The sequence below is a fragment of the Polaromonas sp. genome (assembly GCF_049790275.1).
GTDB lineage: Bacteria > Pseudomonadota > Gammaproteobacteria > Burkholderiales > Burkholderiaceae_C > Polaromonas.
Genome location: NZ_JBAQYR010000150.1, coordinates 1 through 18352, shown reverse-complemented (window position 1 = coordinate 18352; position 18352 = coordinate 1). Strand labels below are relative to the sequence as shown.

Here is an 18352-nt window from a genome sequence, read left to right as displayed (position 1 = left end):
CCTTGTTGGGCGGGCGCAAGCAGCTATCAAAAAGGGAGCGGCTCAGGAATCGACCGAGGCGCTCCAGCGGTCGCCCCAGGCCTGGCCCTGGGCCTTGTCCAGGGAGCGCCGGTCGCGTTTTGTCGGCCGGCCGTGTTCCTGGCTGCCGGCCGGCTCACCGTTCATGCGGCGCTGCTCGGCTGCCGCTTCACGCAGGTGCACGCTCTCGGCCGTTTCTTCGTAGAGCAGCTGTGCAACCGGGGCCGGTCCGCGCTGCTGGCTCAGGCCCCGGACCACAACGGTGCGCGTGACCGGCCCCTGGCGCATGGCGACCGTGTCGCCGGCCTTGACCTCCCGTGCGGGCTTGGCATCCTGGCTGTTGACCTGGACCCGGCCCTTGCCTATCTCTTCACTCGCCAGCGACCGGGTTTTGTAAAACCGCGCGGCCCACAGCCACTTGTCAATTCGCATCGTTTCCCTCAGGTGCACGCCACCGGCTGCCCGTTGGCGGGACGGCGGCTTGTCGATACCACTTGTTCATCAGGAATCATTGTGTACCAGCGGCAGGCGCACGGTCGCGTCCAGCCCGGCAATACGCCCATGGTCTTCGCGGTTTTCCAGTGTGATGCTGCCGCCCAGCGCCTGCGTGATTTCGCGGCAGATCGCCAGGCCCAGGCCCGAGCCGTGGCGCACATTGCCGGCCGAAAACGGCTGGTACAGGCGTGCTGCCAGTTCGCCCGAAATACCCGGGCCGCTGTCGCTGACGGTCAAGGCCAGGTACTGCGTGTCGGTGACCAGCCGCACCGACAGCGAGCCGCCCCGCTGGCTGTGCTTGATGGCGTTGTGCAGCAGGTTCCGGCACAACTCGCCCAGCATCCATTCGTGGGCGTTGACACGGGCCGGCATGGATTCGATGTCGAACTCCAGGTCCTTGTCGGCAATCAGCGGTGCCAGGTCCAGCGCCACGGCGCGCACGATGGCGGCCATGTCCACCGGCCCCAGGTCAGCCTGCTGACGCAGCTGTTCGACCTTGGCCAGCGCCAGCATCTGGTTGGCCAGCAGGGTGGCGCGATCCACGGTCTGGTTGATCTCGGCCAGCGCCGCCTGTGCGTCCATGTCACCGCGCAGCGCCGACTGCACCTGCACTTTCAGGACGGCCAGCGGCGTGCGCAGCTGGTGCGCCGCATCGCGCACAAAACGTTTCTGGTTGTCCAACAGGTGCTGCAGCCGGCCCATGACTTCGTTGGTGGCATCGACCAGGGGCAGCAGTTCGCGCGGCGCGTCGGGTGCGGCAATGGCCGTGAGGTCGCCCTCGGGCCGCGCCTGCAGCTCGGCGCTCAGGCGGCGCACCGGGCGTGTGGCGCGCTGCACTACCACCACGGCCACCAGCGCAATCACGGCCAGCAGCAGCGCCTGCCGCCATAGGGTGTCGAACAGGATCTTCTGGGCCAGCGTGGTGCGCAGCTCCAGCGTTTCCGCCACCTGGATGACGGCCATGCCGCGCCCGTTCGGGCTGGCCACCGGCTGCAGCAGCACCGCGATGCGCACACCGTCGCCGGCATACACGTCGTCGTAGAAATCGACCAGTGCCGCATACGGCGGTTTGGCCGGAATGGTGCCGCGCCAGAAGGGCAATTGCGCAAAACCCGAGACCAGCTCACCCTGGAGATTGGAGACGCGGTAAAACAGCCGGCTCTGGTTGTCGGCCTCGAAGGCCTCCAGCGCCGCGTAAGGCACGGTGACGCGCAGTTCCGACTGTTCGTCATAACCACTGACATCGAGTTGCTCGCCAATTGATTTGGCCGAGGCCAGCAGGGTGCGGTCATAAGCGGTGTTGACGGCAGCGAGTGCCTGGTTGTACAGGCTGGCGGTATTGAGCGTGACAAGCAGGCCGACAGGCAGCAGGATGCCCAGCAGGAGGTATTTGCGCAGGGACATGACCCCCACGCTTTTCACTTCGTGTAATACGCCGCCCCCCGAGGGGGCTGTGCTTGCTTGGGGCGGCCCGGCGCTGCGCACCTCGGCCTCAACACCGTTCATGGCGCATCCACTTTCAGCAGATAGCCCAGGCCGCGCAGGGTCACCAGGGTCACGCCGGTATGCGCTATTTTTTTGCGCAGCCGGTACACCACCACTTCCACGGCTTCGTACTGCACCTCGGTCTCTCCGGGAAACACCAGCTCGAACAGTTTTTCCTTGGACACCGCCTGGCCGGGCTTGACGATCAGCGCCTGCAGCAGCGCCAGCTCGCGCGGCGTGAGTTCGAGGATGCGGTCCCGGTGGTAAATCGCACCGCTCTCCTTTTCATAGCGAAGTTCGCCCGCAACATGGGCGCCGGCGCCCGATTCGGTGCTGGATGTCAGGCGCCGGCGGCTGAGGGCGCGCAGCCGGGCTTCGAGTTCGTCGAGGTCGAAGGGTTTGGGCAGGTAGTCGTCTGCGCCCGTGTTCAGGCCGATGATGCGGTCGCCTACCGTGCCGCGCGCCGTCAGGATGAGCACGGGCGTGGTCAGCCCCTGGCGGCGTGCCTGCTCCAGCACCTGCAGGCCGTCCAGCCCGGGCAGGCTCAGGTCCAGCACCACCACGTCGGGTTGCGTCGCGGTCCATTGCGCCAGCGCCGCGCGGCCGTCGGTGCAGCCCAGCACTTCCATGCCGCGCCGGCTCAGGGCGCGCTGCAGTGCCGCCTGCATGGACGGATCGTCCTCGATTAGCAGCAATTTCATGGTCGGCAACATGGCCAGACATTAGCACTTTCCCCAATGCCTGCGGACAGCCGTTTGACAGACAGAGGGTGCATCATCGACCCGTTACCACCACTACAAGGAGACACTCATGCGTCGCGACACCTTTCTGAAATCTCTGGCCGCCCTGGCCGCTACAGGTGCTTTCCCCCTGTCAGCCCTGGCTGCTGCCAATGTAAAAATGATGATTCCGGCCAATCCTGGCGGCGGATGGGACGCCACGGGCCGCGCCCTGGGCAAGGCTCTGCAGGAATCGGGCGCCGCATCCAGCGTGACCTATGACAACAAGGGCGGCGCGGCCGGTGCGCTTGGCCTGGCCCAGTTCATCAATGGCAGCAAGGGTGACCCGAACGCCCTGATGGTGATGGGTGCCGTGATGCTCGGCGGTCTGATCACCGGCAAGCCACCGGTCAGCCTGTCGCAGGTCACGCCGATTGCGCGCCTGACCAGCGAATACAACGTGTTCGTGCTGCCTGCCAACTCGCCTTTCAAGACCATGGCCGACGTGATCGCGCAGCTCAAGAAGGACCCCGGTAGCGTCAAGTGGGGTGGCGGTTCGCGCGGCTCCACCGAGCACATCGCCGCTGCCATGATTGCACGTGAAGTCGGCGTGGATCCTTCCAAGATCAACTACGTCGCTTTCCGGGGCGGCGGCGAGGCCACTGCCGCTATTCTGGGCGGTAACGTCACGGTGGGCGGCAGCGGCTACAGCGAGTTTGCGGAATACATCAACACCGGAAAAATGAAGGCGCTGGCCGTCACCTCCGATGCCCGTCTCAAGGGCGTCAACGTCCCCACCCTCAAGGAGCAGGGCGTCAATGTGGTGATCGGCAACTGGCGCGGCGTTTACGGTGCGCCCGGCATTTCGCCCGCGCAGCGTCAGGCCCTGACCGACATGATCCTGAAGGCCGTCAAGTCGAAAAGCTGGATGGAAGCGTCCGAGAAAAACAACTGGACGGCTGCCGTGCTCACAGGCGCGGCTTTCGAGAAGTTTGTCGATGACGACATGGCCAGCCTGCGCGCCACCATGGTCAAGTCGGGCATGGTCTAAACCTGCGGGGCGCCAGCCCCGGTCTGTCCCGGCGGATCTGACCCGCCAGGACAGACCCCGGCAGGAATCGCCGGGGGTCCTGGATCAGGTCCGGGACAGCGCCAAACAGGTACACAATGACAGCGGTCGGGAGCACCGTCAGCGGGTGCCGGCGGCCTTGACATCTTCAGCCATGCGGTAACGATCGCGGGCCGACAAGGAAAAACATGACACCACATTCCCCTTCCCCTGCGCAAATCCGTCTGCAGACGCTGGTCGGTGCCGGCATCGTGCTGCTTGCCCTGGGGCTGGCCGGCGGCGCCGTCAGCATCCCGTCTGCGGCAGGCTACGGCGGTGTCGGGCCGAACTTCCTGCCCTGGCTGGTGACTATTGCCCTGCTGGTTTGCGGTGCCTTTATTGTCTGGGAGGCGCGTACCGGCGGTTTCCGCTCCCTGGATGAACCCGGTGGTGCGGCCCATGGCGATTGGGCGGGCTTTGCGTGGGTCTCGGCGGGCTTGCTGGCCAACGCCGCACTGATCACCACCATCGGCTTCATTTTCAGCTGCACCCTGTGTTTTGTGCTCGCGGTCCAGGGCCTGCGCGGCGCCGAGGGCAAGGCAGACCGGCGACCGGTCGCCTGGCTCAAGGACGTGGCGATCGGTGTCGCGATTTCCGCACCGGTGTACTGGACCTTCACTCAATTTCTGGCGATCAACCTGCCAGGCCTCACTTCAACCGGCTGGCTCTGAGCCTCGATACCCATGGACATCTTCAACCAGCTGCTGCAGGGCTTTGCCACTGCGGCCACACCGGTCAACCTGCTCTGGTGCTTTGTCGGCTGTGCACTGGGCACGGCCATTGGCGTCCTGCCCGGCATCGGGCCTGCTGTCGCGGTAGCCATGCTGCTGCCCATCACGGCCAAGGTCGAGGCCACCGCCTCCATGATCTTTTTTGCCGGCATTTATTACGGCGCCATGTATGGTGGCTCGACCACGTCCATATTGCTCAATACGCCCGGGGAAACGGCGAGCATGGTTACGGCCATGGAGGGCAACCGGATGGCCAAGAGCGGGCGTGCCGGTGCGGCGCTGGCCACAGCCGCCATAGGTTCGTTTGTTGCAGGCACGATTGCCACGGTGCTGGTCACGCTGTTTGCGCCTGTTGTCGCCGAACTGGCCGTCAAGCTCGGCCCGCCCGAGTACTTCTTGCTGATGGTGCTGGCCTTCACCACCGTCAGTGCCGTGCTGGGCAAAAGCACGGTGCGCGGCCTGACAGCCCTGTTTGTCGGGCTGGCGGCGGGCCTGGTCGGGCTGGACCAGATTTCCGGCCAGGCGCGTTACACCGGTGGTGTGCCTGAACTGCTCGACGGTGTGGAAATTGTCCTGGTGGCTGTCGGCCTGTTCGCCGTGGCCGAAGCGATGTACGCCGTGCTCTACGAGGGCAGGATGGTCGAGTCGCAGAACAAGATGAGCCGGGTGTACATGTCGGGCCGCGACTGGCGCCGGTCCTGGCCGGCCTGGCTGCGCGGTACGGCCATCGGTGCGCCGTTCGGCTGCATACCCGCCGGCGGGACCGAGATCCCGACCTTCCTGAGTTATGCCACCGAGAAAAAGCTGGCGAAAGAGGGTGACCGTGCCGAATTCGGCTCGTCGGGCGCCATTGAAGGCGTGGCCGGCCCCGAGGCCGCCAACAACGCCACGGTGACGGCGGCCATGATTCCGTTGCTGACGCTGGGCATTCCGACCTCCAACACCACAGCCATCCTGCTGGGGGCTTTCCAGAACTACGGCATCCAGCCCGGACCGCAACTTTTCACGTCTTCATCGGCCCTGGTGTGGGCACTGATTGCCTCGCTGTACATAGGCAACGTGATGCTGCTGGTGCTCAACCTTCCGATGGTGGGCCTGTGGGTCAAGCTGCTGAAGATTCCCAAACCTTACCTGTACGCCGGTATCCTTATTTTTGCGACGGTGGGCGTTTATGGCATGCGGCAAAGCGCGTTTGACCTGTTCCTGCTGTATGGTATTGGTGTGCTCGGTGTGATGATGCGTCGCTTTGATTTTCCGACCGCACCCATCGTGGTTGGCATGATCCTGGGCCCCCTGGCCGAAGCGCAACTGCGCAACGCCATGTCGATCGGCGAAGGCAATGCGATGGTGTTTCTCCAGCGCCCGATGTCACTGATCCTGATCGTCGTGGTGCTCATGGTGCTGATATTGCCGCGCCTGGCCAAACGCTGGACTGGGCGGCAGCGAGTCTCTTGAGTTTTTCAACCAGCAAGGAGATCGACATGCGGAATATCAAACGGCGCACCATTCTTGGCGGGCTCGGGGTCGCAACCCTGAGTGGCATCAATGCAGCGGTGTGGGCGCAAACCGGCAAACCCGCTGTCGCGGCAAAAAGCAAGGCTCCCGTCAAGCTGGCTCCCAAATTGCGGATCGTGATTCCTGCCAATGCGGGCGGTGGCTGGGACCAGACTGGCCGCGCCTTGGGCGCTGCACTGGTGGGCGCCGGCATGGCCGATGAGATCGAGTATGAAAACAAGGGCGGCAAGGGCGGCACCATCGGGCTGGCTTATTACGTCGAGAAATACAGCAACGATGCCAACGCCCTGTTGATAGGGGGCATGGTGATGGTGGGTGCGGTGGCGCTGCAAAAGCCTGCGGTTGACATGAGCCGCATCCACTCCATTGCCCGCCTGACCAGTGACTACCTCGTGGTCGTCGTCGCCGCCAATTCCCCAATCCGCAATGTCACCGACTTTGCAGAGCGCATGCGCGTCAACCCCAAGGACATGCCCATCGCGGGCGGGTCGGCCGGCGGCGTGGACCATGTATTCGCGGGTGTGTTCACGCGGGGTTCCCGCAGCAAACCGGAGGAACTGGTTTACCTGCCTTTCGCTGGTGGCGCCGAGGTGGTGCAAGCCGTGCTGTCGGGCAAAGCCGCCGTGGGTATTTCAGGTTACAGCGAGTTCAGCGAACAACTGGCCAGCGGCAAACTGCGTGCCATCGGCGTCTCGTCCAAGCGTTCGGTATTCGGCATTCCGGCCATTCGCGAGCAAGGCGTGGATGTGGACATGGCCAACTGGCGCGGTGTGTTCACAGGCCAGGACGTGTCGCCAGCCCGGCGGGCTGAAATGGTTGAAGGGGTGAGGCTGGCGACCAATCACGAGTCCTGGCAGAAAGTCCTGAAGCAGAACCGGTGGGAGTCTTCCTGGCTAGCGGGTCCAAGTCTGGACAGCTTCATCGACTTCGACCTGACAACCTCCCGCGTGATGGTGCACCTGCTCAAGCTCAAAACCTGAGTTGCCTGCGCAGTACCTCTGCGCATGAAAACCCGGGAACATCCGGCGCAGCTCACAGGTCGGCGGCGGCGGGGTAACCCGCAATGCCGGTTGCCGCGCGCGCGGCCCGAACAACCGCGATCGCCATGACTTCGGCGGCCAGTATGCCGAGCAGGTTGGGGTTGCCGGTCTTGCCCGACTTTCCGGTGCCGAGCGCAAAAATCGTGTCGCCGTCAAACATGGTGTGGATCGGGTTGATGCTGCGTGCCAGGCCGTCATGGGCCATCTGCGCGATCTTCTGTGCCTGCGCTTTCGTCAGGACCGCGTCGGTGGCAATCACGCCTATGGTTGTTGCGGTACCGGCCAGCATGCTGGCCGGCAGCTGTCCGCGCAAGATGGCCTGCCGTGTGTTCAGCAACTGCTTGCCGTCTTCGGTGCGGGCACCGGCAATCGGCCGGCCGGTGAGGGGATCGACAATGTCGCCGACCGCGTTGACCGCCACGATGGCGCCCACGGTCAGGCCCGCGATTTTGATGGAGGCCGTGCCTATGCCGGCTTTCATGGCGCGCTTGCCGCCATAAAGTTTGCCGACAGTGGCGCCCGCGCCGGCGCCCGCGTTGCCTTCCGCCGGCCGGTTGCCGGAAGCGGCTTCGCAGGCTTTGTAGCCAGCGGCGGCGTCGGGCCGGATGCTTGCATCTCCGACTCCCAGATCGAACAGGATGGCCGCCGGAACGATGGGCACATGTGCGACGCCGGTGTTGTAACCGATTTTGCGTTCTTCCAGATAGCGCACTACACCCGTGGCCGCGTCAAGGCCGAAGGCGCTGCCGCCCGACAGCAGCACGGCATGGACCTTGTCGACCAGGTTGGTCGGGTTGAGCAGGTCGGTCTCGCGCGTACCGGGCGCCGCACCTCGGACATCAACACCGCCCACAGCGCCTTCCTCGGTCATGATCACCGTGCATCCGGTGGGCCTGCGGCCGTCGGTGAAATGCCCGACCTTGACTCCCTGCACGTCGGTAATGGCGCCGGGGCCCGCAACGGGCTCCGGCATGGAGGTGCTCTGTGCCTGCAGCCCGGTGGCCGCAACGGTGGTGCAGGCCAGGCCGGCGCGCGCAATGAAATTTCTTCGTTGCATGGCTATCTCCGTGAGCGGGACCGCGAAGCGGTCCGAAGTTGACACAGTCCGATGATGATACCCATGCACAGGTGGGCTCGCAGCTACCCGGCCCGCTGACTCCGCGTTACCATGCCTGCATGCTGATTTCCGACTCCACGCCGCACGGCTTGCCGCTCGATGCCCAGAGCATTCTGGCGCTGGCTGCGCGGTCCATGTTCCAGCTGTTTTCCAGCATCAGCCAGGGCATGTTCCTGGTGGACCGCACTGGCCGCATTGTCTGGGTCAACGAGGGCTACAAGCGTTTTCTGCCGGCGCTGGGTTTTTCATCGGTGGACCAGTTTGTCGGCCACATGGTGGAAGAGGTGATTCCCAACACGCAGATGCGCCGCGTGCTGGAAACCGGCGAGGCCTTCCTGATCGACTTGCTGACCAACCGCGCCGGCACCTTTGTGGTCAGTCGCATTCCGCTGCGCGATGAAGGCGGTGGCGACGTGATAGGTGCCATCGGCATCGTGCTGTTCGACCATCCCGAGACCACGCTGCAGCCGCTGATCAGCAAGTTTGCGCTGCTGCATCGCGATCTCGACGATGCGCGCCGCGAGCTGGCCAGCCAGCGCCTTCAATCCTCTTCCGGCCAGCGCCAGTCCAAATACACCTTTGCCAGTTTTGTCGGCACCAGCCCGGCCGCGGTCGAGGTCAAGCGGCAGGCGCGGCGTGCCGCCCAGACCACCAGCCCGGTGCTGCTGCTGGGCGAAACCGGCACCGGCAAGGAGTTGCTGGCCCACGCCATCCATGCCAGCTCCAGCCGGGCACGCGGCCCCTTCATCAGCGTGAACATTGCGGCCGTGCCTGATACCTTGCTGGAGGCCGAATTTTTCGGTGTGGCTCCGGGTGCCTACACCGGTGCCGACCGCAAGGGGCGCGATGGCAAGTTCAAACTCGCCGACGGCGGTACGCTGTTTCTCGACGAGATCGGCGACATGCCGCAGGCGCTCCAGGCCAAGCTGCTGCGCGCCCTGCAGGAAGGCGAAATCGAACCGCTGGGTTCGAACAAGGTGATCCCGTTTGACGCGCGCCTGATCGCCGCAACTTCGCGTGACCTGGCCGCGCTGGTGCGTGAAGGCAAATTTCGCGAAGACCTGTTTTACCGCCTCAACGTGCTGCCGATCAAGGTGCCGCCGCTGCGCGAGCGCCGTTCCGACATTCCGGCGCTGCTGGAGGTGCTGGGCGAGGAAATGGCGCTGCGCAGCGGCGACCGCCAGCCTGAACTCGCGCCCGATGCACTGGCCCTGCTGTCGGCACAAACCTGGCGCGGCAATATCCGCGAGCTGCGCAATGTGCTGGAGCAGGCCGTGATGCGCAGCGACTCACTGAACATCAGCCGCGCGCAGTTCGAGGAAGTGCTCAGGGAATCCGGCGTCGAGCATATTGCGCCCGCTGCTCTGGCCGACTTTGACGCGGCCGAAGGTTCCGCTTCCGACCCGCTGCGGCCGCTGGCCGAGCAGGTGGCGCAGGTGGAGCGCCGCGCGATTGCCGCCGCGATGGCTGCCACCGGCGGCAACAAGCTCGCCGCTTCGCGCCTGCTCGGTATCTCGCGCGCCAAGCTGTATGAGCGTCTGGATAACCCTGTATCAAAATAAGGCAATTGACTGAAAATCAGTCAATAAAAATGCCTTATAAAAATACAATTTCAAACGATACCTGAAAATTATTATATAAATCAACGGTCTTTTGTTGGCATGACATGTGCAATCCTGGTGCATTGACACACAACAGGAGACATTTCATGCACCGTCGCACCCTGATCGCGCTTGCCGCGCTCGCCACCGCTTTTGTTTCGCCCCTGGCCCTGAGCCAGGGCAAAGAAATCAAGATCGCCATCATTGCCAGCAAGACGGGCCCGCTGGAGGCCTATGCCAAGCAGACCATTGTTGGCTTCCACATGGGCCTGAACTACGCCACGGGTGGCACCATGATGGTGGCTGGCAAGAAGCTCGTGGTGATCGAGAAGGACGACCAGGGCAAGCCTGACGTGGGCAAGGCAGCGCTGGCCGCGGCCTATGCCGACGAAAAGGTGGACATCGCCGTGGGTCCAACGGCCTCGCCCGTGGCGCTGGCCATGCTGCCGGTGGCCGAGGAATACAAGAAGATCCTGCTGGTGGAACCTGCCGTTGCCGACAGCATTACCGGCGACAAGTGGAACAAGTACATCTTCCGCACCGGCCGCAATTCCAGCCAGGATGCCGCCGCCAACGCCGTGGCGCTGGACCAGCCAGGTAGTGTGGTCGCCATTCTGGCCAACGACAATGCCTTCGGCCGCGATGGTGTGAAGGCCGCCAGGTCCTTCATGAAGAACGCCAAGATCGTTCATGAGGAGTACCTGCCCGTGGGCACCACCGACTTCACGGCGGGCCTGCAGCGCATCGTGGACAAGCTCAAGGACCAGCCGGGCAAGAAGTATCTGTCGGTGGGCTGGTCGGGCAGCCCGACGCCGTTTCCGAAGATCGCTGATCTGGACCTGGAAAAGCGCTACGGCATCAAGCTCGCCACGGGCGGCAATATCCTGCCGGCCATGGTTGCCTACAAGAGCTTTCCAGGCATGGAAGGTGCGTTGTATTACTATTTCGGCATCCCCAAGAACCCGGTGAACGAAGCCATGGTGGCCCAGCACTACAAGCAATTCAAGGCGCCGCCAGACTTTTTCACTGCGGGCGGTTTCTCGGCAGCGATGGCCGTTGTGACGGCGCTCAACAAAACCAGCGGCGACACCAGCACCAACAAGCTGATCTCCACCATGGAAGGCATGAGCTTTGACACGCCCAAGGGCAAGATGACCTTCCGCAAGGAAGACCACCAGGCCATGCAGAGCATGTTCCACTTCCGCATCAAGGCCGATCCGGCATTTGCCTGGGGTGTGCCTGAGTTGGTCCGCGAGATCAAGCCGGAAGAGATGAATATACCGATCGCAAACAAGCGCTAGTTGATAGGGTGCTCGGCTACTGCGCAACCGCCATGCGGCGTTGCGCAGTGCTCGAAATCCTCATGGACCTTTAGTCCATTCCGGGATCGAGGCGCTGTGCGCCTTGCCTGACGGTCGCTCGCTACGCCGCTCCCCCTATCAAGGGGAAAGAAAAAAATGCTTCAAACCCACGAACTCACGATCCGCTTCGGCGGGCACGTGGCGGTCAATGCTGTCAGCTGCACCTTTGCACCTGGCACCTTGACGGCCATTGTTGGCCCGAACGGCGCTGGCAAGACCACGTATTTCAACCTGATCTCGGGTCAGCTCAAGGCCAGCAGCGGCACGGTTTTTCTCAATGGCGAGGACATCTCCGGCCTGAGTGCGTCGGCACGCACGCTGGCTGGCCTGGGTCGGGCTTTCCAGCTGACCAACCTGTTTCCCAACCTGTCGGTGCTCGAAAACGTGCGTCTGGCGGTGCAGGCCACGCGTCACGGCAAGCACCGGCACGGCCTGAACCTGTGGAGCATCTGGAGCGACCACAAGGCCTTGCTGCAACGTGCCGAGGAAATCCTGGAAATCGTGGCCATGCAGGGCAAGGCCGCAATGCCTGTCGCCAGCCTGCCGCATGGCGACCAGCGCAAGCTGGAAGTCGCGCTGCTGATGGCGCTGGAATCGCAGGTCTTCATGTTCGACGAGCCGACGGCCGGCATGAGCACCGACGAGGCGCCGGTGATCCTGAACCTGATTCGGCAGTTGAAGCAGGACAAGACCAAAACAATTTTACTGGTGGAGCACAAGATGGACGTGGTGCGTGAGCTGGCCGACCGCATCATCGTGCTGCACAACGGTTCGCTGGTGGCCGATGGCGAACCGGCAGAGGTGATTGCCTCGCCCATCGTTCAAGAGGCATACTTGGGCGTGGCGCCGGTGCCGGCAGGGGAGGCGGCATGAACGGCAATCTCCTGACCCTTGATGATGTGCACACGCATATCGGTGCGTACCACATCCTGCATGGCGTGAACCTGGCCATACCGAAGGGGCAACTCACCATGCTGCTGGGCCGCAACGGCGCGGGTAAAACCACCACGCTGCGCACCATCATGGGCCTGTGGCAGGCCTCGCAAGGCAAGGTGACTTTTGGCGGGCGCGACATCACACAACTGAATACGCCGCAGATCGCCGGCCTCAACATCGCCTACGTGCCCGAAAGCATGGGCATCTTTTCGGACCTGACCGTCAAGGAAAACATGCTGCTGGCCGCGCGCGGTGCCAAACGGGCCAGCCAGATGGACGAGGCGCGACTGAAATGGATTTTTTCGCTGTTCCCTGCGGTGGAGAAATTCTGGAACCACCCGGCCGGCAAGCTGTCGGGCGGGCAAAAGCAGATGCTGGCGGTAGCCCGCGCCATCGTCGAGCCGCGTGAACTGCTGATCGTCGACGAGCCCAGCAAAGGCCTGGCGCCGGCCATCATCAACAACATGATTGACGCATTTGCCCAGCTCAAGGCCAGCGGCGTGACGATTCTGCTGGTGGAGCAAAACATCAACTTTGCCAAACGCCTGGGCGATACCGTCGCCGTGATGGACAACGGTGTGGTGGTTCATGCCGGCGCCATGGCGGAATTGGCAGAAGACACAGCGTTGCAGCAATCGCTTCTGGGACTCGCGATATGAAAACTCTGGATTTCGACTGGAAGCCTCTCGCGCTGGTGCCCCTGCTGGTGCTGGGGATTTTCCCCTTCATCGGCTCCGGCTCCACTTGGCTCACCCTGACCGTCGCCGGTCTGGCCATGGGCATGATCATCTTCATCATCGCCTCGGGCCTGACGCTGGTGTTCGGCCTGATGGATGTGCTCAATTTCGGCCACGGCGTTTTCATCGCGCTGGGTGCTTTTGTGGCCACCAGCGTGCTTGGCGCCATGGGCGACTGGACCGGCTCGCAGGAGCTGTGGCGCAACCTGGTGGCGGTGTTTCCGGCCATGCTGGTGGCCATGGGGGTGGCGGGTGCCGTTGGGCTGGTGTTCGAGCGTTTCATCGTGCGGCCGGTCTACGGCCAGCACTTGAAGCAGATTCTGATCACCATGGGCGGCATGATCATCGGCGAAGAACTGATCAAGGTGATCTGGGGGCCGGCGCAGATTGCCCTGCCCATGCCCGAAGGCATGCGCGGCTCCCTGCTGTTCGGCGACGCGGCGATTGAAAAATACCGTCTGATCGCCGTGACCGTGGGCGTGGTGGTTTTCGGCATCCTGGCCTGGACGCTGGTGCGCACCAAGGTCGGGCTGCTGATACGCGCCGGCGTGCAAGACCGCGAGATGGTCGAGTCGCTGGGCTACCGCATCAAGCGCCTGTTTGTCGGCGTGTTTGTGGTCGGCAGCGCGCTGGCTGGTCTGGGCGGCGTGATGTGGGGCATGTACCAGCAGAGCGTGACGCCGCAGATGGGCGCGCACGTCAACGTGCTGATCTTCATCGTCATCATCATCGGCGGGCTGGGATCGACCGGTGGCGCACTGATAGGCGCGCTGCTGGTCGGCCTGATGGCCAACTACACCGGCTTTCTGGCCCCCAAGGTCGCGCTGTTTTCCAACATCGCGCTGATGGCGGCGATCCTGCTCTGGCGGCCCCAGGGCATCTATCCCGTGACGAATCGCTGAGGAGGACAGACCGATGAACAACATCCTCACACGCATTGTTTCAAACGACTTCCCGCGCAGCCGCGTGCTGGCCGTCATCCTGATTGGCCTGCTGCTGGCGCTGGCCTTTGCGCCCTTCATCTTCCCCGGCGTCAAGGCCCTCAGCGTGGCTGCCAAGGTGCTGGTATTCATCGTGCTGGTGGCCAGTTTTGACCTGCTGCTGGGTTACACCGGCATCGTCAGTTTTGCGCACACCATGTTTTTTGGCATAGGCGCGTATGGCATCGCCGTGGCGACAAGCCGCATGGGCCCGACCTGGGAGGCCCTGGCGGTCGGGCTGCTGTGTTCGCTGGCGCTGTCCTTTGTGCTGTCGCTGCTGGTGGGGTTGTTTTCGCTGCGGGTCAAAGCCATCTTTTTTGCGATGATCACGCTGGCGGTGGCCTCGGCTTTCCAGACCCTGGCCTCGCAACTGTCGGACATCACCGGCGGCGAAGACGGCCTGAGCTTCAAGGTGCCCGAGCTGCTGTCGCCCAGCATGGAGTTTTTCGAGCAGCCCTTTCTGGGTGTGTCCATCGACGGGCGCCTGCTTTGTTATTACCTGCTGTTTGTGATTACCCTGGTGTTGCTGCTGAGCCTGCTGCGCATCGTCAACTCGCCTTTTGGCCGCGTGCTGCAGGCCATCCGTGAAAACGAGTTCCGCGCCGAGGCCATCGGTTACCGCGTGGTGATTTACCGCACCACCTCCAGCGTGTTGTCGGCGCTGTTTGCGACGATGGCCGGCGCCATGCTGGCACTCTGGCTGCGCTACAACGGCCCGGACACTTCGCTGTCGTTCGAAATCATGATCGACGTGTTGCTGATCGTTGTGATCGGCGGCATGGGCACAATTTACGGCGCGGCCATAGGCGCGGCGCTGTTCCTGGTGGCACAGAGCTACCTGCAGGATTTGCTGCGCCTGGCCAGCGAGGCCGCCGCCGGCCTGCCCTGGCTGGCCGCACTGCTGTCCCCCGACCGCTGGCTGCTCTGGCTGGGCGTCCTGTTTGTCTTGTCGGTGTATTACTTTCCCACCGGTGTCGTGGGGCGGCTCAGGGCCATGCATGTGCGGGCAGCCAGGCAAGCCTGAGTCGAAAAAATTGAACACGGAGAGTCCAGCTTCATGCAACACACGTCTGAATACCTGACCTGCGCCGGGCGCGAGATCCACTACACCGAATGGGGTGCGCAACACAGCGCTACCGTCATCGCCTGGCACGGGCTGGCCCGTACCGGACGAGACATGGACGAACTGGCCGCGCACCTGAGCAGTCGTTACCGCGTGATCTGCCCCGACACCATTGGCCGCGGCCTGAGCCAGTGGAGCCCGGACCCGAAAAATGAGTATCAGTTGTCTTTCTACGCACGGATTGCGGCTGAACTGTTTGAGCAACTGAAGATCGACAAGGCGCACTGGGTCGGTACGTCCATGGGCGGCGCCATCGGCACCGTCTGTGCGTCCGGCCTGTTCGAGCCTGCCATGAAAGGCCGCATCCAGAGCCTGGTGCTCAACGACACGGCACCGCAGATTGCGGACCCGGCCGTCGAGCGGATTAAATCCTACGCCGGCAACCCGCCGGCCTTCGACACCGTGCTCGCGCTCGAAGCCTTCTTCCGGCAGGTGTACAAGCCTTATGGCTGGCTCAGCGATGCGCAGTGGCGGCGCCTAGCCGAAACCTCGGCCCGCCGCCTGCCTGATGGCCGACTGACACCGCACTACGACCCGGCCATGGTGCAGCAGTTCACCCACCACCCGGGCGACTACCTGATCTGGGAACACTACGACGCGCTCGACATTCCTGTGCTGTGCCTGCGCGGCGAGGCGTCGGATCTCGTGCTGCGCGACACCACCAGGGAGATGCAGACGCGCGGCCCGGGCGCCGCGGGCCGGCTGCAGGTGGTGGAAGTCCCGGGCTGCGGCCATGCGCCCGCGCTCAACGTGCCCGAGCAACTGGAACGGGTGGCCGCGTTCATTGACACGGCTGCGCTGATTTGCTCTTGAATTAATAGCTGGCTGCGCCCGTCGAATAAGGGCTGGGGCCATTTTTTTATACACAAGAACGGGGCCATGCCCGGCAGCCGTTCAGGTTTCGTTGAGGTAGCCGCGCTCCAGGGCAAGCGCCTGGTTTTCGAAAATGGCCATCGCGGTGCTCATGCGTTTGAACCCCAGTTTTCGATAGAAAGCCTCCTTGCCGGGAACGGCATACAGGATGATTTTGCGATGGCCGCGTGACAGCTTGACGAGCCGGCCCACGAGCTCTTTCCCCAAGCCTGTGCCCTGATGGCTGGGAAGGACGGCGATGTCGCAGATGTAAGAGCAGTCAAGCCCGTCAGCCAATGCCCTGCCAACGCCGACGAGTTTGCCGTTCTCGTAGACGAAACATCTGAACATGCTGTTCGTGAAGACGGTCTTCAGCCCGGCGGGACTCTTGTCGCCCAGGGGTGCTGCCCGGTAGAGGGCGGAAAGTTCGTCCCAATCGACCTTGTCGATCGAATCGGTCCAGACGAGCTGCATGGGATTCTCCTGGTGAAATGGGTTCGACGGACCATGGCTCTCAGTCTGGAGCCAGTGCGGCTGCAATCACGGGTTCGTCGAGTGCAGCGAACGTGGTGTTGTGCCGATTGGTCAGCGGCCCGCCACCGGGGATCACTTCGCCCTGGCTGCCGTAACCGACGGCCTTGAATTTCCATTGCCCGCCAATCAGCTTGAGGTTGCCGATGTGGTCGCCGGTGCTAGCCAGAACACGGTACACGCCGTCATTGACCTTGCTGAACGTCAAGGGCCGGACGGCTGCCATGGTTGCTCTTTTCAGGACCTGATCGCCGCAGCCAGTTCGCGTCTGTCGATGCCGTACATGTCGGCAAATTCCTCGGCGCTTTTGCCGCTGCTTTCAAACGTGCGGAGCAGCGCTTCGCGTTTGGCCAGTTTCTGTTCGCGCTCGGCGAAGGCTTCTTCCAGCAGGGCGGTGGCAGCGGCGTCATTGGTTTGCACGCGGGCCTGGTAGTCCTGGCGGGTCAGGCCGCTGGCCTCGAATGCGGCCATCAGCTGCGCGCGGAATTTCGGCCGCAGGTCTTCGCGGGCACGGGCCTGGCGGCGGCGGAACAATTCGAGCAGGGTCAGGTAAACGTGTTCGGGGGCGACGTCATTCCCCGCGTTGCCCTGCAGGTCGTGGCGCTTGTGGCCGGCGGCCACGCTTTGCAGGTAGCGGGTGGAGCGCGTGTGAAATCCCAGCGCAGCCTTGAGACTCTCGCGCTGGAAGTGCTCGGGGTGGGCGGCCAGCAGTTCCTGGAAAATGCCAAGCTTGAGCGGCAGGAAATTCGCGCCGAAGAGATGCGGGTAGAGCTCGAACAGCTTTTCCAGAACGGGCTGCACCGAACGCGTGTGGGCTGCTGCGGTGGACGGCTCGGCGGATTCGCCGACCTGAACGGCTTTGTCGGATGCAACAGTGCCTGCTTCTGAAGGGGTCATGGTCATGGAGTTCATCTTTGGGTCAACCCGTGATTGTCAACCAAATGACCAGCCGACAGCGGCCCTGGGGATTCCCCGCCTGAGTCGTCCATAATTTGGCAGGCATTGGCGGGGGGAAGGGTACCCGCTCCCGCGGGGTTTTCCGCAGCCTTCTTGAAGAAAAATCCTGGCGAATTCCAATGAAACACGGTCGGCCCTCCATTCCCCAGCCCAAGCGCTCGATGACGCCACCGCACAAGCAGCCTGATGCCGCCGCACGGGACCTGGCTGCCAAACTGGCGAAGGCACTGACACTGCACCAGCAGGGGCGGCTGGATCAGGCCGCCGTGCTGTACCAGGAGATATTGCAGTCGCAGCCGCGGCACTTCGAGGCGCTGCAGTTGCTGGCAACGATTGCGCTGCAGCAAAAAAATCCAGAGGCTGCTGCGGCTCTGTTTTGCCAGGCACTCAAAATCAACCCAGATCATCCCACCGCACTTCACAACTATGGCGCTGCGCTGCGCGACCTGAAACGCTTTGAAGAAGCGCTGGAGAGTTATGACCGCGCCCTCAAGATCCAGCCGGACTATGCGGAAGCATTGAACAGCCGTGGCAACGTATTGCAGGACTTGAAGCGCCCAGGTGAAGCGCTGGCGAGTTATGACCAAGCCCTCAAGATCCAGCCGGACTACGCAGAGGCGCTGAGTAACCGCGGCAACGCATTGCGGGTTCTCAAACGTCCGACAGAAGCGTTGGCGAGCTATGACCGGGCTCTCCAAATCCGGCCGGACTATGCGCCGGCTCTGAGCAACCGTGGCAACACGTTGCGGGAACTGAGGCGCCCGGCGGAGGCGTTGACGAGTTACGACCGGGCTCTCGCGATCAAGCCCGACTTTGCAGATGCCCTCAACAACCGTGGCAATGCACTGCAGGATATAAAACGTCTGGAAGAGGCGTTAGCGAGTTATGACCGTGCGACCAGGATCAAGCCAGATCATATTGATGCCCACTGGAATGAGGGCCTGTGCCGATTGTTGATGGGTGATTTTGCCGGTGGGTGGCCGAAGTACGAGTGGCGCTGGAAAAGAGAGCCCGGCAGTTCCTTATTGAGAAATTTCTCCCAACCG

Annotated in this window: 19 protein-coding genes; 12 read left to right on the top strand and 7 right to left on the bottom strand. The window is 63.2% G+C overall.

Annotation, left to right across the window (positions count from 1 at the left end; all coding sequences use genetic code 11):
* Positions 1–42: 42 nt before the first annotated feature.
* From WA904_RS20415 to WA904_RS20405, 3 genes are all read right to left on the bottom strand, one after another.
* Entirely contained in the window at positions 43–450 is a 408-nt protein-coding gene (locus WA904_RS20415) for an RNA-binding S4 domain-containing protein (protein WP_425198963.1), read from the bottom strand.
* A 69-nt stretch (positions 451–519) separates the two neighbouring features.
* The gene (locus WA904_RS20410; protein ID WP_425198982.1) at positions 520–1917 is read right to left on the bottom strand and encodes a sensor histidine kinase; all 1398 of its coding nucleotides are present in this window, start codon (positions 1915–1917) and stop codon (positions 520–522) included.
* Positions 1918–2015: 98 nt separating this feature from the next.
* Positions 2016–2711, bottom strand: coding sequence for a response regulator (locus WA904_RS20405; protein WP_425198962.1), 696 nt, complete (start codon positions 2709–2711; stop codon positions 2016–2018).
* A 97-nt stretch (positions 2712–2808) separates the two neighbouring features.
* On the opposite strand from WA904_RS20405, the gene WA904_RS20400 reads away from it, so the two are divergent.
* From WA904_RS20400 to WA904_RS20385, 4 genes are all read left to right on the top strand, one after another.
* On the top strand, positions 2809–3768 hold the full coding sequence (locus WA904_RS20400; RefSeq protein ID WP_425198961.1) for a Bug family tripartite tricarboxylate transporter substrate binding protein: 960 nt from the start codon (positions 2809–2811) through the stop codon (positions 3766–3768).
* Positions 3769–3974: 206 nt separating this feature from the next.
* A complete protein-coding gene (locus WA904_RS20395; protein ID WP_425198960.1) occupies positions 3975–4496 on the top strand; it encodes a tripartite tricarboxylate transporter TctB family protein in 522 nt (173 codons plus the stop codon).
* Positions 4497–4508: 12 nt separating this feature from the next.
* Positions 4509–6011 (top strand): tripartite tricarboxylate transporter permease, encoded by a 1503-nt coding sequence (locus tag WA904_RS20390; RefSeq protein WP_425198959.1) that lies wholly within the window; start codon positions 4509–4511, stop codon positions 6009–6011.
* A 26-nt stretch (positions 6012–6037) separates the two neighbouring features.
* On the top strand, positions 6038–7051 hold the full coding sequence (locus tag WA904_RS20385; protein WP_425198958.1) for a Bug family tripartite tricarboxylate transporter substrate binding protein: 1014 nt from the start codon (positions 6038–6040) through the stop codon (positions 7049–7051).
* Positions 7052–7103: 52 nt separating this feature from the next.
* Here the strand turns inward: WA904_RS20385 and WA904_RS20380 are convergent, their stop codons facing one another.
* Positions 7104–8084, bottom strand: coding sequence for a P1 family peptidase (locus tag WA904_RS20380; RefSeq protein WP_425198981.1), 981 nt, complete (start codon positions 8082–8084; stop codon positions 7104–7106).
* A 203-nt stretch (positions 8085–8287) separates the two neighbouring features.
* On the opposite strand from WA904_RS20380, the gene WA904_RS20375 reads away from it, so the two are divergent.
* The 7 genes from WA904_RS20375 to WA904_RS20345 all read left to right on the top strand — a co-directional run bounded on the left by WA904_RS20375 (position 8288) and on the right by WA904_RS20345 (position 15779).
* A complete protein-coding gene (locus WA904_RS20375; protein ID WP_425198957.1) occupies positions 8288–9790 on the top strand; it encodes a sigma-54 interaction domain-containing protein in 1503 nt (500 codons plus the stop codon).
* Positions 9791–9936: 146 nt separating this feature from the next.
* Positions 9937–11130, top strand: a complete 1194-nt coding sequence (locus WA904_RS20370; protein ID WP_425198956.1) for a substrate-binding domain-containing protein — start codon at positions 9937–9939, stop codon at positions 11128–11130.
* A 156-nt stretch (positions 11131–11286) separates the two neighbouring features.
* Positions 11287–12063 (top strand): ABC transporter ATP-binding protein, encoded by a 777-nt coding sequence (locus WA904_RS20365; protein ID WP_425198955.1) that lies wholly within the window; start codon positions 11287–11289, stop codon positions 12061–12063.
* Positions 12060–12785, top strand: a complete 726-nt coding sequence (locus WA904_RS20360) for an ABC transporter ATP-binding protein (RefSeq protein WP_425198954.1) — start codon at positions 12060–12062, stop codon at positions 12783–12785. The genes WA904_RS20365 and WA904_RS20360 overlap by 4 nt, the downstream gene beginning before the upstream one ends.
* Positions 12782–13765 carry a branched-chain amino acid ABC transporter permease gene (locus WA904_RS20355; protein ID WP_425198953.1) on the top strand — a complete coding sequence of 328 codons (984 nt, stop codon included), beginning with the start codon at positions 12782–12784 and terminating at the stop codon, positions 13763–13765. Before WA904_RS20360 ends, WA904_RS20355 begins: the two co-directional genes overlap by 4 nt.
* Positions 13766–13778: 13 nt before the next feature.
* Entirely contained in the window at positions 13779–14867 is a 1089-nt protein-coding gene (locus WA904_RS20350; RefSeq protein ID WP_425198952.1) for a branched-chain amino acid ABC transporter permease, read from the top strand.
* Between the two features lie 33 nt (positions 14868–14900).
* Positions 14901–15779: an alpha/beta fold hydrolase gene (locus WA904_RS20345; protein ID WP_425198951.1), complete on the top strand. Its 879-nt coding sequence runs from the start codon at positions 14901–14903 to the stop codon at positions 15777–15779.
* Positions 15780–15860: 81 nt separating this feature from the next.
* Here WA904_RS20345 and WA904_RS20340 read toward each other — a convergent pair whose 3' ends face one another.
* The 3 genes from WA904_RS20340 to WA904_RS20330 are packed head-to-tail and all read right to left on the bottom strand — an operon-like array spanning position 15861 to position 17252.
* Complete coding sequence (locus tag WA904_RS20340; RefSeq protein ID WP_425198950.1) at positions 15861–16292, bottom strand: GNAT family N-acetyltransferase; 432 nt, start codon at positions 16290–16292, stop codon at positions 15861–15863.
* 40 nt (positions 16293–16332) lie between these two features.
* Positions 16333–16575 (bottom strand): hypothetical protein, encoded by a 243-nt coding sequence (locus tag WA904_RS20335; RefSeq protein WP_425198949.1) that lies wholly within the window; start codon positions 16573–16575, stop codon positions 16333–16335.
* Positions 16576–16586: 11 nt separating this feature from the next.
* A complete protein-coding gene (locus tag WA904_RS20330) occupies positions 16587–17252 on the bottom strand; it encodes a ProQ/FINO family protein (RefSeq protein WP_425198948.1) in 666 nt (221 codons plus the stop codon).
* 173 nt (positions 17253–17425) lie between these two features.
* Here WA904_RS20330 and WA904_RS20325 point away from each other — a divergent pair.
* A partial coding sequence (locus WA904_RS20325; RefSeq protein ID WP_425198947.1) for a tetratricopeptide repeat protein occupies positions 17426–18352 on the top strand: 927 nt, incomplete at its 3' end.

What these genes read in the sequence shown, in the direction of transcription:
- WA904_RS20415 (WP_425198963.1), bottom strand. Translation starts at nt 450, where the DNA reads ATGCGAATTGACAAGTGGCTGTGGGCCGCGCGGTTTTACAAAACCCGG.
- WA904_RS20410 (WP_425198982.1), bottom strand. Translation starts at nt 1,917, where the DNA reads ATGTCCCTGCGCAAATACCTCCTGCTGGGCATCCTGCTGCCTGTCGGC.
- WA904_RS20405 (WP_425198962.1), bottom strand. Translation starts at nt 2,711, where the DNA reads ATGTTGCCGACCATGAAATTGCTGCTAATCGAGGACGATCCGTCCATG.
- WA904_RS20400 (WP_425198961.1), top strand. Translation starts at nt 2,809, where the DNA reads ATGCGTCGCGACACCTTTCTGAAATCTCTGGCCGCCCTGGCCGCTACA.
- WA904_RS20395 (WP_425198960.1), top strand. Translation starts at nt 3,975, where the DNA reads ATGACACCACATTCCCCTTCCCCTGCGCAAATCCGTCTGCAGACGCTG.
- WA904_RS20390 (WP_425198959.1), top strand. Translation starts at nt 4,509, where the DNA reads ATGGACATCTTCAACCAGCTGCTGCAGGGCTTTGCCACTGCGGCCACA.
- WA904_RS20385 (WP_425198958.1), top strand. Translation starts at nt 6,038, where the DNA reads ATGCGGAATATCAAACGGCGCACCATTCTTGGCGGGCTCGGGGTCGCA.
- WA904_RS20380 (WP_425198981.1), bottom strand. Translation starts at nt 8,084, where the DNA reads ATGCCGGAGCCCGTTGCGGGCCCCGGCGCCATTACCGACGTGCAGGGA.
- WA904_RS20375 (WP_425198957.1), top strand. Translation starts at nt 8,288, where the DNA reads ATGCTGATTTCCGACTCCACGCCGCACGGCTTGCCGCTCGATGCCCAG.
- WA904_RS20370 (WP_425198956.1), top strand. Translation starts at nt 9,937, where the DNA reads ATGCACCGTCGCACCCTGATCGCGCTTGCCGCGCTCGCCACCGCTTTT.
- WA904_RS20365 (WP_425198955.1), top strand. Translation starts at nt 11,287, where the DNA reads ATGCTTCAAACCCACGAACTCACGATCCGCTTCGGCGGGCACGTGGCG.
- WA904_RS20360 (WP_425198954.1), top strand. Translation starts at nt 12,060, where the DNA reads ATGAACGGCAATCTCCTGACCCTTGATGATGTGCACACGCATATCGGT.
- WA904_RS20355 (WP_425198953.1), top strand. Translation starts at nt 12,782, where the DNA reads ATGAAAACTCTGGATTTCGACTGGAAGCCTCTCGCGCTGGTGCCCCTG.
- WA904_RS20350 (WP_425198952.1), top strand. Translation starts at nt 13,779, where the DNA reads ATGAACAACATCCTCACACGCATTGTTTCAAACGACTTCCCGCGCAGC.
- WA904_RS20345 (WP_425198951.1), top strand. Translation starts at nt 14,901, where the DNA reads ATGCAACACACGTCTGAATACCTGACCTGCGCCGGGCGCGAGATCCAC.
- WA904_RS20340 (WP_425198950.1), bottom strand. Translation starts at nt 16,292, where the DNA reads ATGCAGCTCGTCTGGACCGATTCGATCGACAAGGTCGATTGGGACGAA.
- WA904_RS20335 (WP_425198949.1), bottom strand. Translation starts at nt 16,575, where the DNA reads ATGGCAGCCGTCCGGCCCTTGACGTTCAGCAAGGTCAATGACGGCGTG.
- WA904_RS20330 (WP_425198948.1), bottom strand. Translation starts at nt 17,252, where the DNA reads ATGACCATGACCCCTTCAGAAGCAGGCACTGTTGCATCCGACAAAGCC.